We start from the raw sequence: 14,909 nt of genomic DNA, 5'->3' as shown, positions 1-14,909 counted from the left end.
AATGAAGCCTATGAATGCGACCGCTGCACCGGACATCCTGATAGTCGACGACGACCACGAGATTCGCTCGCTCCTCAGCCGGTATCTTGAGGAGCAGGGCTTCCGTGTATCAACGGCGGGCGATCTTCGCGGATGCAACGATGCGCTCAACCGGCGCCCTCCCGACCTTATCGTCCTGGATGTGATGCTTCCCGATGGATCGGGCCTCGATCTGTGCCGCGACCTTCGAAACCGGCGTCCGAGGGTGCCGGTGATCCTCTTGACTGCCCTCAAGGAGGACATAGATCGAATTCTCGGACTTGAGATCGGCGCGGATGATTATCTCGGCAAACCGTTCAATCCGCGTGAGCTCGCGGCGCGCATTCGCGCCGTCCTGCGTCGTACTCATGAAGATCTTTCGGTCGAACCCGAACAAAGACGGTTTCAGTTCGGCGACATGATGCTCGATCCGCAGCTTCGCCGGGTCGCCAGAGATAATGGCGAGGCGATCTCGCTGACCGGAGCCGAATTCGATCTGCTGAAAGCATTTCTGGAACGCGCCGGCCGATTGTTGTCGCGTGATCAATTGCTCGATTTGACGCAAGGCCGTGATCGCGATCCCGCCGATCGATCTATCGATGTTCTGATGAGCCGGCTGCGCCGCAAGCTCGGCGAGACAGCCGACGAACCGATCTTCCGGACGATCCGCAATGGCGGTTATCAGCTTGTCGTGCCGGTGGTGGCAATAAAGGGTGATTCATGAGGTCGTTGGGCGCGCGCCTGGCGTTGCTCCTGCTGACAGCCATCGTCCTGGTCGTCATCTCCTCATCATTCGTGGCAAGCCTTGTGATGCGCGGCCCCCGGCCAAATATGATGATCGAGCCGATGGCCCGCCAGCTCGCCATTATGGCAACCTTTGCCGAGAAGGACAAAGCGACGGCCGCCTCCGCCGGGTTGATCTTCGCTCCGATGCCTGCCGATGGCCCGCGAGACGAGGAACTATCCCGTTTTCTCATGGAGGCGCTGTTCCGGATCTCCGGCATGCGCGAGGCGATCATATCCCACCAATCGGCAGGAGAGATGATTGCGTCGCTGAAGCTCTCCGACGGCACATGGCTCATCACGCCGATGCCGCAACACGGCCCACCGCCGGGGGGCTGGAAAATATTGGCGGGGTGGCTAGGCCTGATCATCATCGGCAGCGTCCTGGTTTCCATTTTCGCGGCTTCGAAAATCATGAAGCCTCTCCGTCTGCTGGAAGAGGCCGTAGCGGCCATCAATCCTGACGGCACGCTGCCGCACATACCGGAAAGTGGCCCGGGAGAAATCCGCGTCACCGCGCAAGCGCTGAACGGCCTCTCGGCCAGAGTGAAGGCTGCCACCGAAAGCCGCATGCGGCTTGTCGCCGCCGCAGGGCACGATCTCAGGACTCCCATGACGCGCATGCGCTTGCGCGCCGAGTTCATCCAGGACGAGGAAGAGCGGCAGAAATGGCTCGCCGACCTCGAGGAGCTCGACAGGATTGCCGACAGCGCGATCAGGCTGGTGCGAGAGGAGATTTCCAACGATAGCCTGGAGCAGGTCAGGCTCGATGCAATCGTCCAGGACATTGTTGACGAGCTGAAGGCGATCGATATGAACGTCAACAGCGGCGAACTGGAGCCCACAACGATCAGCGCAGGGCCGTTGGCGGTGACGAGAGCGCTGCGCAATCTGCTGATAAACAGTGCGACACATGGCCAATCGGCAACAGTGACGGTCACTCATCTTGGCAACAGGGCAGTGGTGAGAATCATCGATACTGGCCCCGGCATACCCGAGGAGCGGCTCAATCAGGTATTCGAGCCATTTTTCCGGATCGACATAGCTAGGCAAAAATCCTTTCCTGGTGCGGGTCTAGGCATGGCCATCGCGCGCGAAATCGTCACCCGCTTCGGGGGAGAGATCATCGTGCGTAACAGACAACCCACGGGTCTGGAGCAGGTGGTGTCATTCAAAAGTGCCAACTGCAAATCCGCGAGCTAAGCCGATTTGAGCTGACGGTTTAAGCCACCGCGAGGATCGCGTTCTCATGTCTTGAGATAAAGATCCGAACGCTCTCAGCAATGATTTGAACTTACCTCCCTACGAAGATGCCGTAATGCGGCAGTTGAATCAGCTTGGCCCTTTCAGTTAAAGAAGGCTCATGATCCTCGGATTTTTCACTGGAAATTTGTATCAAAGCAGGATTTACTTGCGTAGAACTTTCGAAAATTTCAATAAATGTTGGCACCTCATTAAGTTCTCAAAACTTATCAAATAATAACAGTGAAGTAGAAAAGCAGAGACACTAAATTTCGCTAAAATGCCTCTTTTCAGCAATATTCGGAAATGCTGTGGGTGCCAATTAATGTAGAATTGCAGTCGATCAGATGCTGTGCTCGAGCAGGCTTTGATCGCCCCGCATACCCGGCTTCGCCATGACGCCCCCAACACGACTGGCGAAGCCGGATTACCCTTGAAGCGGGACAAACTCTCCTGAAAATTGGTGCACTGATAGTGCCTTGCCCAGATCAAGGCGTCGGACACATGGCTATCTGGATACGGCCAAATGCAGGCCAGTGCCGATCAGAGGGCATAGGCACATTCCTTGCCGCCAGGCTTCGTCTTGCGCAGCAAAGCATCGCCTGAGATTCGCTGCTCTGAAGCAGAGGCGCCATCAGCGACAGCCCAATAATCATCCGATAGAGAATGTCTTGATGAGGTCGCCAATCTTGCCGGCTGACGGCAAGGATAGGGCCGTCGGGCTTGATTGAGATTCTGGCAAAGCAGAGGATGTATAAACGCCAATGGCTCGGGAACACCGGGCGGGGTGTTCCCGAGCCTTTCGGCCCTTTAAAGGGCCGCTCTGTCCAGCCGATGAGGGCGTCCGGGGGGAATCTCAATCGGCTGGAGGCGGAGAGGAAGGCGTGTTCCGTCCGTGTGGTCGGATTAGCGGAACATGTGGGGACCAGGAACGAGCGAGCGCTCGGCGTCTTCGAGTTTGGCCACTTGATCGGCAGTCAGCACATTGCGCAGGGCAGTGGCTTTATCCTTGAGGACAGTCGCCTTGGCGGCGCGATCCAGCACACGATCGGCTATCCGTTCGCCAAAGAGTTCTTTCGAGCCATCGGCTTGATTGTCGGTACCATGCACGGGCTGTGACGCAGCTTCGTCACCTGCCTCTGGCTGGCCCGGTGGCCGATGCTTCGGAAAGGCCAGCAGATCCGTCAGCGCGCTGGTATAATCCCTCCAGGCGTCAAGCTGAGTGCTGCGAATGCCGATCAGCGTTTCCATGGCCGAAAGCTTGCCGGCGAGTTCCAGCGCGGGATTCGGGCCGTGAGGGAAGCCGCCGGGTGGTCCGAAGGGGGGCATGGGGCCGCCTTCGCCAAAGGCCATCATTGGCGGATGCATGTGAGGGCCGGGCCAGGGCCAACCGGTCGGCGGCGCGTGATCCTGGATGGGCTGCGCCGCTTCCGCGACAGCAGGGTTTTGTGCGTCCAGTGTGGCAGTCGGTTCGGCGGCGAGAGCCGGGGCGGCCATGCCGCCGATCGCTGTCACTAGCAAGGTTGCGATGATGTATCGTTGCTTCATGATCAGTATTGCCTTTGTTGCGATTACTGATACCGAGGCTAACGAAATCGTATGAATGCAATAGTTCTCGATATTTCCGAATATGTTCTGACGGGCGAATGTTGCGAACGAAGTTTGCTGTGAAGCCCGAGGCAACAATTCATTACAACTTTCTGCCAATGAAGCCGCACTCCGGGCGCGGCTTCATTGGCAGGTGAATCGGGTCTCTATTCCTTGCCGAGCGAAGACGCCGACGTCGACTGGTCGGCCTCCCTCAATGCCGCGGCACATTCCTCGCAGCAGACCTCGACGGACTTGCCTCCGAGGTTAACCTTGATGACATCGGTACCGAGTTCACAGTCGCAGGCGGCGCATGTGGTTTTCTTCATGGCGTGATCCTTTTCAAAAATCCCTCAATCAGGGCGGGATCATCAGACCACCGATCGCCAAGTCGGCGCTGTCGGAATCTTTAGCGAGTAGTATAGTGCTTCGGCTTCAACTGTGCCGAACGCTGGAATTCTGCGGGCGTCAGGCCATAGGTCTGCTTGAAGCTGGCGCTGAAATGGCTATGGCTGGAAAAGCCGAGATCGAGCCCGAGCATGGTCAGGTCGTTATATTGGCCAAGAAGATCGAGCGCACGCGCCAGCCGCAGCCGCAGTTGATACCGATAGAGCGGCATGGCCTCGACCTGCTGGAAGACCTGAGTGAGGTAAACCGGCGATACCCCGACCTCCCTGGCGATTTCGGCAAGCGTCCATCGGCGGGCGAGATCGGAAGACAGGACGAGCTTTGCCCGATCGACGAGTTTCTGCCGCCCAAAGCTCGCGCCGGCGGCATGTGATGTCCGCTCACCAAGCGAGCGGCGCACGAGCGTCAAGGCCAGGGTCTCGCCTTCAAGGCTTTCGGCGATGTTGCGGCTCAAGCCGTGGCGAAGAAGTGCGACGAGAGCCTGGGCGCGCGGATCGACGCGACGACGCTGCCGGCGAAAGGTGACGCCTTCGCCGGTCTGCACCTGGTCCGCTGGAGCAAGTTCATGAAGGACGGACTCGTCGATCGAAAGATCGAGACAGGAATCGCCGCCTTCGACAGGATGGCTGATCCGATAGTCCTGTCCGCCATTGAAGAACACGACCTGATTGGCCTCGGCGACCACGTCATTCTGGCCTACATGGCGCTTGAAGACGCCGCGATAGGGATAGACGAGGCTTGTCTTGTGCGCACATTCCTCGTCGCTCTTGTGACGGCATTCACCGTTGCACACGACATCGCGGATGATAACCGTATTCGTTTTCAGCAGCAGAGCTGTCGAAATCAGTGACATGCCGCAATTCCCATTATGCCGCATATGCCTGTCGCGTTGCATGAAGCTAACATGTTCTGCGCCATCTTTTTAGTAGCGGCTGTAAATATGAACGTCACTCCCGGATTGGCCGCGCGAAAGGCCGATATCCTTCAGCTGATCGTCCGAAAGCTCCATCAGTGCATTTCGGTTGCGCCGCTCAGCCAGCTTGCACGCGAGCAGTCGGATTGCCCCCATGAAGACTGAGAGCGACGTCCGCCCGGATTTGCTTGAAGTCCGGACGCGTGCGGACTGGATTGCGATGCTGGAAGTTTGCATGTTGATCTCCTCGATCATGTGTTTCGATGGAGACAATCAACCACTGGCGGCCTATTCGCGCTGTCAGATAATTTAGCGATCACGATGCCGACTTCGGCAATTTGTTTTTCCTTGTCGACATTTTGCCTACAAGATTATTAGTGTCGCTCTCACCGTGCCGATGCGGCGCGAAGCCTATACGATTTGGAATATTGAGGAGTCGAAAAATGTCGTGGCAACATCCAGTCCCCCGGATCACAGAAGAGGAAAAGCGGGCACGCCTCGCACGGCTTCGCCAGTTGCTGGATGCGGAGGGGCTCGCCGGCATGCTGCTTGGGCCGAGTGAAAGCCTGCGCTACTTCACCGGCCTCGTCTGGCATGCAAGCGAGCGGTTCCTCGGCGCGCTGGTGACGCCGACCGAGCTTTACTACATCGTTCCTGGTTTCGAACGCAGCCGCGTCGAGACGCTGACGCATCTGCCCGCCGAAATCCTCGAATGGCAGGAGGAGGAGAGCAGCGCAGCTCTCATCGCACGTCTGCTCGGCGACAAGGGCATTCTGGCGCTCGACGACAACATGCCGCTGTTCTTCTATCATGCGCTGGCCGCGGAACTCGGTGCCGAGCGGTTGAGAAACGGCGGACCGATCGTCAACCGCCTGCGCCGTATCAAATCTCCTGCCGAGATCGCCCTCATTCAATATGCGATGAACTTGACGCTTGGCATCCACAAGCAGGCCCACGCCTTGCTCAAGCCCGGTATCCGCGCCTCCGAAGTGGTTGAGTTCATCGATCGACGGCATCGCGAGGTTGGCGCTCACGGCGGCTCGACCTTCTGCATCGTCTCCTTCGGCGAGGCGACGTCGCTGCCGCATGGCGCCAATGGTGACCAGACGCTCGCCGAAAACGATGTCATCCTCGTGGACACCGGCACCCGCATTGACGGCTATCACTCAGATCTGACGCGAACATACAAGCTGAAAGCCGGCGATAGCGCCTTTGAAGACGCCTGGGCGATCGAGCGGGAAGCGCAGCAGGCGGTCTTCGATGCCGCCAAGCTCGGTGCTGCCTGCTCGAGCCTCGACGATGCCGCGCGTTCGGTTCTCGCGAAACATTCGCTGGGTCCCGACTACAAGCTGCCCGGATTGCCGCACCGCGCCGGCCACGGCCTAGGGCTGGAGATCCACGAAGAGCCCTATATCGTGCGCGGCAATGCGACACCGCTTGAAGTCGGCATGTGCTTCTCGAACGAGCCGATGATCGTCTTTCCGCAGAAATTCGGCATCAGGCTCGAGGATCATATCTACATGACGGCCGACGGCCCGCGCTGGTTTACGCAGCCGTCCACAGGACCGACGAACCCGTTTGCGGATTAACGTCTGAAAAGGGCGGCTCAGGCCGCCCTTTTTCCATCCTCATCGAAAACATGCAGATGCTGCGACGGGAAGGCAACATTGACCTGGTTCCCGGCGCTAAGCGCGCTGCGGTCCAGCGTAAATACCTTGAACGGCAGGCCATGCAGCGAAAGATGCAGGATGATGCCGAAGCCTGTGGGCTCGATGAGCTCGACGGTTGCGGCCATGTTGGATTGATCCGAGGACAGGACGACATGTTCCGGGCGGATGCCGAGGGTTACCTTTGCGCCGGACGTCAGCTTTAGCGATTCAGCAAGCGGTACGAAGGTGCCATCCTTCAGCTTGACGCCACCCTCCTGATAGATCGCATCCAGAAAATTCATGCCGGGCGAGCCTATGAAGCCGGCAACGAAGAGATTGGCGGGGCGGTCGTAGAGTTCTAGCGGGCTGCCGACCTGCTGAACCACCCCGCCATGCATGGCGACGATCCGGTCCGCCAGCGTCATCGCCTCGATCTGGTCGTGGGTGACGTAGATCGAGGTCGCTTTCAGGTCGCCATGCAATTTCTTGATCTCGGCCCGCATCTGTTCGCGCAGACGGGCGTCGAGGTTCGACAACGGTTCGTCAAAGAGGAAGGCTTTCGGCTGGCGCACAATGGCGCGACCCATGGCAACGCGCTGGCGCTGGCCGCCGGAAAGCGCCTTCGGCCGGCGTTCAAGCAGCGGATCGAGGCCGAGCTTCGTCGCAGCTCCTGCGACCGCCTTGGCGATGCTCTCTTTCGCCATCTTCCGGAGCCGCAGGCTGTAGCTCATGTTGCCGGCGACATTCATATGCGGATAGAGCGCATAGGACTGGAAGACCATCGCTATGTCGCGGTCCTTCGGATGCAGCTCGTTGACACGATTGTCGGCAATGCGGATTTCGCCGCCGCTAATGTCTTCAAGGCCCGCAATCATCCTCAGCAAGGTGGACTTGCCGCATCCGGACGGACCGACGAGGACGACGAACTCGCCGTCCTTGATCCTGAGATCGATGTCGTGCAGCACCTGCACATGGCCATATGCCTTCTTGACGTTCTGGATATCGATCGATGCCATTTGACTAACCCTTGACCGCGCCGGCCGTCAGGCCCTGCACAAGATAACGTTGGATGAGCAGGAAGAAGAGCGCGGCCGGAATGAGCGCCATGACGCCCGCCGCCATCATTTGCCCGAAATCCACTGAGAATTTTGAGACGAAGGTGAGAAGCCCGACAGGGAAGGTCGCGGCTTGATTGCCGTTGATCAGCATCAGCGCGAAGAGCAGTTCGCTCCAGGCAGCCGTGAAGACGAAGCCGAGCGTTGCGGCGATCCCAGGCAGCGTCAGCGGCAAGATGATCTGCCGGAAGGCCGTGAACTGCGTTGCACCGTCGATCATGGCCGCCTCCTCCAGATCCTTAGGAATGCCATCGAAGAAAGACTGCATCAGGAAGGTGGCGAAGGGCACGTTGAAAGCGGTGTAGACGATGACGAGGCCGGTGAGGCTGTTCGTCAGATGCAGCGGCGTCAGGATCTTGAAGATCGGCGCCACCAGCATGACCAGTGGAAACATCTGCGTCAGCAGCATCAGCGCCACGATCCAGTATTTGGCGCGGAAGTTGAAGCGCGAGAGCGCGTAGCCGGAGAGTGAAGAGCAGATGGTCACTGCAATTGCCGTCGAACCGGCGACGATCACGCTGTTCTTGAAGAAGGTCGGAAAGTCGCTGTGCTGCAGTACGAAGGCATAGTGTTCCCATGTCGTGCGCGACGGCCACATGCGCACGCCTTCCGTATAGAGCAGGTCATTCGGCGTGACCGAGACCTTCAGCAGCCAGAAGAGCGGGAAGAGTGCGAAGAGAACATAGCAGAGGATCGCCAGCCGATGCGCGATGGTGGGAAGGATGGATCGTCTCATGGCTCAATCCTTGTTCAGCAGGGTCTGCCGCAGCAGGATGATTAGCATGGAATAGGCGAGAAGCAGAACGAGGAGCACCAGCGCAATGGCCGAGGCATAGCCGAAGTCGAGCCGCTTGAAGGCCTGCGTGAAGATGTAGCTGGCGACGATCTGCGTGCGGTCCGCGGGACCACCGCCGGTCATGACCACGATCAGGTCGGCGAAGTTGGAGACCCAGACGGTGCGCAATAGCACGGTAATGGCGATGGTCGGTGCGAGGAAGGGAAGCGTGATCGAGCGGAAACGTTCGAACCAGCCGGCGCCGTCGATGGAAGCCGCCTCATAGAGATCGCGCGGGATCGCCTGAAGGGCTGCCAGCAGCGTGATTGCAAAGAACGGGATACCCCACCAGACATTGGCGACGATCGGTCCCCACATCGCATAGTTCGGGTCGGACAGAATGTTGCTAGGCTCGCTCATCAGGCCGAGCGCATAAAGCCAGTGCGGTATCGGCCCGATGACGGGGTTGAACAGCCACGACCAATTGAGACCGGCCAGGAAGGACGGAACGGCCCAGGGCAGAAACACCAATGCCTGCACGATCGCCCTGCCGAAGAACGGTTTGTCCAGCAACAGCGCCAGGATCAGCCCGAAGATGAACTGCAGCGCCACGGAAGCACCGGTCCACCAGAGGGTATTCTTCAGCGCCCAGTAAAAGGCCGTGTCCTTGGAGAGATCGCGAAAATGCTCCAGGCCGATGAAGCCCCCGGAAAAGGGATTGAGCAGCTGAATGTCGCGGAAGGCGTAGGATATGCCGATTGCCAGCGGCACCAGCATCACGGCGATGATGAGGATGAGGGCAGGGGCGCTGTAGAGATACGGTTCCGAGGCGTCGGCGAGGCGCTTCAGCCACGGCCGGCGGTCGTGACGCCTGTCGAGCGTGTCGGTGATCGAAGTCATCTGTAAGAGTTCCCGTTCGCGACGTTCGGACGCCGTCTGTTTCAGGTGAGCAAGAGCGGCGGCGGATCGCTCCGCCGCCGGGCATGTGGATTATTTCTTGGCGAGGAACTTCTGCTGCGCCTTGGTCAGGTAATCTGCCCACTGGTCGGCAAGGTCCTTGGCCGAAATATCGCCGAGCATCGCCTGCTGAGACGTCTTGATGGCGAGCGAATCCTTGAAGAAAGCGAATTCCTCGAGGTAGGTCGGCATCACAGTCGGGACCGTGTCCTTGTCCGCCAGTTCCTGGAACCAGCCCTTGAACTGATCGCCGGCATAGAAGGGATCCTTCTCGGCAGCCGTGTAGGCCGGCAAGGCGCCGATCTTCTTGTTCCAGGTGAGGTTGCCTTCCGGGCCTTCGAGCGTCGCGATCAGCTTCCAGGAGAGGTCCTTGTTCTGGCTGGTGGAGAACATCGACCAGCCGCCATAACCGATGGTTGGGAAGGACTTGCCGTCCGGTCCCTTCGGCAGCGGCGCAACGCCGAAATCGTCCTTGTTCATGCGCTCGGCGACGGCGATCAAAGCATCTGGGTCCTGATCGAGGAAGGCACAGGTGCCGGAATAGAAGCCGGCGACGACTTCATTGAATCCCCAGTTGACGCTATCCTTCGGCGCCAGGCCCTTCTTGTAGAGATCGACCATCCATTCGATGCCCTTGGCCCAGCCAGCGCTGTTCATCGTGGAGGTGCCGTCATCCGTGAAGTATTTGTTGTCGCCGGCCATGGAGGCAGCAAAGATCATCCAGCCATTGAGGCCGCCCGGTCCGCCGCGCATGCAGTAGCCGTATTTGCCCGGCAGCTTGGAGACGGCTTCGGAAGCCTTGACGAAGTCATCCATCGTCTTCGGCGGCTCGCTGACGCCGGCCTGCTGGAGAAGCTTCTTGTTGTAGAACATGGCGCGCAGATAGAAGCCGTAAGGCAGCATATAAGCGGTGTTCTTGACGTAGCGACCGAGTTCAAGCGCGCGAGGCGTCAGCTCCTTGGTGTGCTCCCACTTCGCCAGATAGGGCTCCAGGCTTTCGAGCATGCCGTTGTTGCCGTAGAGCGATACCCAGGTGTCGGGCATTTCCATGACGTCGGGCGTATCGCCGGCCGAGACCATGGTGGCGAATTTCTGGAAGGCTTCATTCCAGGGCAGGGAGATGATGTCGACCTTGGTGCCGGGATTGTCCGCCTCGAACTTGGCGACGATCGACTTGAGCGTCTCGGTGCGCTCGGGGCTGGTGATGACTTCGACGAGCTTCAACGTCGTATCGGCAAAGGCGGTACCGCCCATCAGGGCGGTGAAGAGTGCTGCAGTTATCAGTCTTTTCATGTTGGTTCCCCTTTTTAGGTTTTCCTCGCAGTTGATAAAGTCACGAAGCGGCGGCGATTGCCTCCTCGAGTTCTCTCCACAGGGCCTCGGTTCCTTCGAGGCCGATGTGGAGGCGCACGGAGCGCGGGTTGATGCCGAAAGTGTGCGCCGAGTTCGGCTGTGCCTTCTGCTGCAACACGACTTCGCCCGGTACGATCAGGCTTTCATGCCCGCCCCAGCTCACACCCAGCTTGAAGAGATTGAGACGGTCGGCAAAGGCACGAACATCGACGCCTTCGCGGAAGATGAAGGAAAACAGGCCAGAAGTGCCGTTCAGCCCGGTTGGCAGGCGATTGGCAAGGCCCGGATGGCAGACCTGTTCGACAACATCGAGTTCCTGCAGGCGCTTGGCAATCGTCATGGCCGAGGCTTCATGCGCCCTCATGCGGATCGGCAGGGTACGCAGACCACGGATCAGGAGCCAGGCATCGAAGGGTGAAAGCTTGCCGCCGAGATAGGGATAGGCTTCGGCCTTCAGCCGCGCGATCATATCCTTCGAACCGGCGACGATGCCGGCGACCACATCGCTATGCCCACCAAGATATTTCGAGGCGGAGTGGATGACGAGGTCGACGCCGAGCTTCAGCGGCTGCTGGAAATAGGGCGTGGCCCAGCTGTTGTCGATCATCGAGACGACGCCATGCTTCCTGGCGAGTGCGGCCAGCGCGCCGACATCATGCGCTTCCATGACCCAGCTCGTCGGGCTTTCCATGTAGAAGACCTTGGCGCCCGGCAACGCCTTGGCGACAGCTTCTTCATCGCGGCCGTCGACATAGGTCACTTCGACCTTCATGCGCTTCAGAATGGTGCCGAAGAGACGGAACGCATCGGGATAGACATGCTTGACCGCGACGATCCGGTCGCCCGGCTCGACAAAACTCAGTACGGCCGACGAGATTGCGGCCATGCCGCTGGCAAATCCGAGCGCATCCTCGGCGCCTTCGAGCTTCGCCAACATTTCCTCGAACAGGCGAACCGTCGGGTTAAGGCCGCGCGTATAGGTCGGCCGCACCTTCTCGCCGCGATAGGACGCGATCATCTCGTCATAGCTGGAGAAGGTGAACAGCGACGTCTGGAAGATCGGCGGCACCACGGCATCGGCGAAATTGCCGTCGTCATGGGCCGTAATGAGGGATGCAAGTTCGAACGGCTCTAGCCCGTCAGTCATTTGGACATTTCCTTGATGTCTTCCTCGACAACGTCGAGAATTTTCAATGTTTCGGCGCGCGCCGCCTCGGGATCCTGGTCGACGATTGCGTTGAACAGCGTGCGGTGAAAGGGGAAGGATCGGCGGGCGAAATCCTGCCGATCGAAGGGATGGTCCCAGAAGCGTTCGAAGGTTTCACGCATCTGTTCGAGCAGTTGCTTGAACAACGGATTGTGCGTGGCGTCGTAGACCGCCAGGTGAAACGCGAGATCCTCAGGCCCGGATGTGCCCTTGGCCATGTGGACGCGTTCCATCTCGTTGAGCTTCTGCTCGATATTGACGATGTCCTCGTCCGTGCGCTTCCTCGCGGCCACCATGCCGGCTTCGCATTCGATGCCGCGGCGGACTTCGAGCGTCTGCAGCAAGGCATCGCGCAAATGCGGCGGATCGAGCGACAGGGGCATGTGGATGGTGCCCTTGGAAACGGGCTTCAGCAGAAAGGTGCCGCTACCCTTGCGGGTCTCCATTACGCCCAGAGCCTGGAAGTAGGTAAGTACTTCGCGGATGGTGGAGCGCCCAACGGAAAGCGCCGCCATCAGTTCCCGTTCGGTCGGCAGGCGATCACCCGCCTGCAGCTTCGACGACTCGACAAAGGTCGACAGCGCGTCGATGACTTGCTGCGTCCGGTCGATGGAGGGAAGGGGTGTGAGCATGGCCTTGGTCATGGGTTGATAAATTGGTCTGACATCTGCCATCAGGTCAATCTCTTTTTTCCACGGATTCCATATTTTCTGTCGCTGGCATGGTGAATGGCCGAATGGGTGCGAGCGAAGACGGGACAGACAAACGGGATCGTTTCGGCTTCAAGAGCGCCGAGAGCGCTGATAGAAAGAGCGCGATGTGAGTCCCTGAGTTGGAAAAGAATGGCTGCGCGAGATCGATATTCACGGAAGCTGGAATGCGCGCGGTGCGGGCACATCGGTTTTGCCGAGGTTTCCGAGACGGACAATCGTCGGGCACCGAGCCGCGATTTCAAGATCGATCAGATGCCGCATGGTTTTGCCACCGAGCGGCCGTCGACCGATCCACGCAAGCACATGATGCGTTGCCGCTGCGGCTCGGTCTTCCGCTTCGAGCAGGATACGGTCTATGCACCCGGCGGTGAGCCGCGCCGTTAAGGCAATTATGCCCGAAAACAAAAAAGCCTCGCATCGGCGAGGCTAAGCTTGTGCCGCTCCGGGGAAATCGGAAGCGACGCGGCGTTTTTTAATCGCGGTCATTCATTCCGACTAGGTCAGTTTTGGCGATAACGGTACGCTTTCATAAAAAATGGCCGCAAATTTACTATCACCGCCTTCGTCTCTTCGAAGGTTGTGTAGGGCACCGATATATTTTCCACGGTTGCGCGAACAACGCAATTAAAAACATCGTAACGTGCATATGTGTTCAGCTACCGTTCATTTTCGCGAAGGCAAAAGGCATCTGCCGCAACGCCTTGCGGTCCTCGAGGCCCGGCTTCCGATTGGCTCGCCAATCTGATCGTCGGGCCTCGTAGATATTGAAAGAGCTTGGAAATTCCCATGCGGCTGCTTCTCGCCTTCATCGATTGGATTCAGCGTCGCCGTCGACAGCGGCTTGAGGCCGAGACGATTCAATATTCGGCCGATGACCCCTGGGTTTTGCAGCAGATCGAAAAGTTCGAGCGTGAGTTGAAGCGGTAAGGGATCGTGGAGATCCGGCTTGCGTGCCTAGCGGCCAGGCGACAGCAGGCGTGGCTGTGGGCGGATGAAACTCTGCCTGCCATTCTTCCAGCCAGCGATCGGTTGGCGAATCTCGCGAACCAGCGACAATGGATCGGCCGCATCCACCACCACGATGTCCGCAGTTGCACCCGGTTCCAGCCGATAGTCGCGCCGCATCAGTCGCGCGGCATTGATCGTCACCATGTCGAACGCCCGCGCAATGTCTTCGTCACGCGACAGCTGCGCCAGATTCGCGAAGAAATTGGCCATGCGCGCCAGTGAAGCGTCGCCGTAAGGGGTGAACGGGTTCAGGACATTGTTTGTTGCGGCCGTCACGTTGACGCCATGGTCCATCAGCAGCATTGCCGGCGCCAGGCCACGCGGGATCAGATGATCAGCACCACGGCCGAGCAGGAAGATGTCCGTCGCCGGCAAAGTCGTCACGGCTACCCCAGCATCGGCGAGGCGCCTGGCAAATTCGCTGACCGTTGGCGTCGGCATGGCGGAGAGCTTCGTGGCGTGGCCGATCGAAACGCGGCCACCATAGACACGCCGCTCGGTTTCCGCCAAGACAGCGGGGATTGCCGAGCCGGACGGGTTCAGGTCGAAATCAAGATGAAAATCGACATCGACGCCGTGACGTTCGGCAAGGTCGAATATCCGCAAAATATGGGCTTGAGGATCAGGGTCGGTGTAGGGGCAGCCGCCGATCAAATCCGCTCCGCTTTCAAGCGCATGATCCAGCATCTCTGACGTTTCAGGCTCGTTGGTCAGCCCCTCCTGTGCGAAGGCGCAGATCTGGATATCGATGGCCCAGGCATAGGCGCGTCTGATCTGCTTGATCGCTTCGAACGATCGAAAACCGGCGCGCCGATCGATTTCCACGAAAGTCCGCATCACTGTGGTGCCATTCATGATGGCATTCTCGACTACGCGGGCGGCGCGGGCATAGACATCCTCGATCGTAAAGCCGAGCTTCGCTTTGGCAGTCTCGCGAACGGCTTCCTCAAGCGTGCCTTCGCATGTGAGGCAACGGTCGAGAATGCAGGCCTTGTCGAGATGGATGTGGCTGTCGACAAAGCCACCGAATGCGAAGCGGCCGCACATATCGTGACGTGGCGCGTCCGTGGCCAACGTCCGTTCAATTGCGGCGATCTTGCCGCCTCTAACCCCAATGTCGAAACAACCCTCCTGTCTGGCGATGCGGACATTCGAAATCACCAGATCGAGCATGAAGCTAC

16 protein-coding genes are annotated in these 14,909 nt (G+C 59.0%); 5 read left to right on the top strand and 11 right to left on the bottom strand.

Features of this window, described 5'->3' with window-relative positions; all coding sequences use genetic code 11:
* Positions 1-10 precede the first annotated feature (10 nt).
* On the top strand, positions 11-742 hold the full coding sequence (locus ACQZ6F_RS01325; RefSeq protein WP_077468298.1) for a response regulator: 732 nt from the start codon (positions 11-13) through the stop codon (positions 740-742).
* Positions 739-2,004: an ATP-binding protein gene (locus ACQZ6F_RS01320; RefSeq protein ID WP_077468210.1), complete on the top strand. Its 1,266-nt coding sequence runs from the start codon at positions 739-741 to the stop codon at positions 2,002-2,004. Before ACQZ6F_RS01325 ends, ACQZ6F_RS01320 begins: the two co-directional genes overlap by 4 nt.
* A 945-nt stretch (positions 2,005-2,949) precedes the next feature.
* Here ACQZ6F_RS01320 and ACQZ6F_RS01315 read toward each other — a convergent pair.
* The 4 genes from ACQZ6F_RS01315 to ACQZ6F_RS01300 all read right to left on the bottom strand — a co-directional run bounded on the left by ACQZ6F_RS01315 (position 2,950) and on the right by ACQZ6F_RS01300 (position 5,188).
* The gene (locus ACQZ6F_RS01315; protein WP_449095709.1) at positions 2,950-3,591 is read right to left on the bottom strand and encodes a hypothetical protein; all 642 of its coding nucleotides are present in this window, start codon (positions 3,589-3,591) and stop codon (positions 2,950-2,952) included.
* A gap of 206 nt (positions 3,592-3,797) precedes the next feature.
* Positions 3,798-3,959 (bottom strand): hypothetical protein, encoded by a 162-nt coding sequence (locus ACQZ6F_RS01310; RefSeq protein WP_169055479.1) that lies wholly within the window; start codon positions 3,957-3,959, stop codon positions 3,798-3,800.
* 80 nt (positions 3,960-4,039) lie between these two features.
* Positions 4,040-4,891, bottom strand: a complete 852-nt coding sequence (locus ACQZ6F_RS01305) for a helix-turn-helix transcriptional regulator (RefSeq protein ID WP_449095708.1) — start codon at positions 4,889-4,891, stop codon at positions 4,040-4,042.
* 69 nt (positions 4,892-4,960) lie between these two features.
* A complete protein-coding gene (locus tag ACQZ6F_RS01300; RefSeq protein ID WP_449095707.1) occupies positions 4,961-5,188 on the bottom strand; it encodes a DUF1127 domain-containing protein in 228 nt (75 codons plus the stop codon).
* Positions 5,189-5,394: 206 nt separating this feature from the next.
* On the opposite strand from ACQZ6F_RS01300, the gene ACQZ6F_RS01295 reads away from it, so the two are divergent.
* Positions 5,395-6,540: a M24 family metallopeptidase gene (locus tag ACQZ6F_RS01295; RefSeq protein ID WP_449095706.1), complete on the top strand. Its 1,146-nt coding sequence runs from the start codon at positions 5,395-5,397 to the stop codon at positions 6,538-6,540.
* A 17-nt stretch (positions 6,541-6,557) separates the two neighbouring features.
* Here ACQZ6F_RS01295 and ACQZ6F_RS01290 read toward each other — a convergent pair whose 3' ends face one another.
* The 6 genes from ACQZ6F_RS01290 to ACQZ6F_RS01265 all read right to left on the bottom strand — a co-directional run bounded on the left by ACQZ6F_RS01290 (position 6,558) and on the right by ACQZ6F_RS01265 (position 12,639).
* Complete coding sequence (locus ACQZ6F_RS01290; RefSeq protein ID WP_077468214.1) at positions 6,558-7,616, bottom strand: ABC transporter ATP-binding protein; 1,059 nt, start codon at positions 7,614-7,616, stop codon at positions 6,558-6,560.
* Between the two features lie 4 nt (positions 7,617-7,620).
* Complete coding sequence (locus ACQZ6F_RS01285; protein WP_068392580.1) at positions 7,621-8,451, bottom strand: carbohydrate ABC transporter permease; 831 nt, start codon at positions 8,449-8,451, stop codon at positions 7,621-7,623.
* A 3-nt stretch (positions 8,452-8,454) separates the two neighbouring features.
* Positions 8,455-9,390, bottom strand: a complete 936-nt coding sequence (locus ACQZ6F_RS01280; protein ID WP_077468215.1) for a carbohydrate ABC transporter permease — start codon at positions 9,388-9,390, stop codon at positions 8,455-8,457.
* 90 nt (positions 9,391-9,480) lie between these two features.
* Positions 9,481-10,740 (bottom strand): ABC transporter substrate-binding protein, encoded by a 1,260-nt coding sequence (locus ACQZ6F_RS01275; protein WP_068392575.1) that lies wholly within the window; start codon positions 10,738-10,740, stop codon positions 9,481-9,483.
* A 40-nt stretch (positions 10,741-10,780) separates the two neighbouring features.
* Positions 10,781-11,947 carry a PLP-dependent transferase gene (locus tag ACQZ6F_RS01270; protein WP_449095705.1) on the bottom strand — a complete coding sequence of 389 codons (1,167 nt, stop codon included), beginning with the start codon at positions 11,945-11,947 and terminating at the stop codon, positions 10,781-10,783.
* Positions 11,944-12,639: a FadR/GntR family transcriptional regulator gene (locus ACQZ6F_RS01265; RefSeq protein ID WP_449095792.1), complete on the bottom strand. Its 696-nt coding sequence runs from the start codon at positions 12,637-12,639 to the stop codon at positions 11,944-11,946. The genes ACQZ6F_RS01270 and ACQZ6F_RS01265 overlap by 4 nt, the downstream gene beginning before the upstream one ends.
* Positions 12,640-12,849: 210 nt before the next feature.
* On the opposite strand from ACQZ6F_RS01265, the gene ACQZ6F_RS01260 reads away from it, so the two are divergent.
* Positions 12,850-13,104, top strand: a complete 255-nt coding sequence (locus ACQZ6F_RS01260; protein ID WP_068392571.1) for a hypothetical protein — start codon at positions 12,850-12,852, stop codon at positions 13,102-13,104.
* A gap of 402 nt (positions 13,105-13,506) precedes the next feature.
* Complete coding sequence (locus tag ACQZ6F_RS01255) at positions 13,507-13,647, top strand: hypothetical protein (RefSeq protein ID WP_169055480.1); 141 nt, start codon at positions 13,507-13,509, stop codon at positions 13,645-13,647.
* A gap of 27 nt (positions 13,648-13,674) precedes the next feature.
* Here the strand turns inward: ACQZ6F_RS01255 and ACQZ6F_RS01250 are convergent, their stop codons facing one another.
* Entirely contained in the window at positions 13,675-14,901 is a 1,227-nt protein-coding gene (locus ACQZ6F_RS01250) for an amidohydrolase family protein (RefSeq protein ID WP_449095704.1), read from the bottom strand.
* Positions 14,902-14,909: the final 8 nt, after the last annotated feature.

The organism is Rhizobium sp. A22-96 (assembly GCF_053521805.1).
The sequence above is the reverse complement of the archived record's forward strand: the minus strand, read 5'-3'. Positions and strand labels throughout refer to the sequence as shown.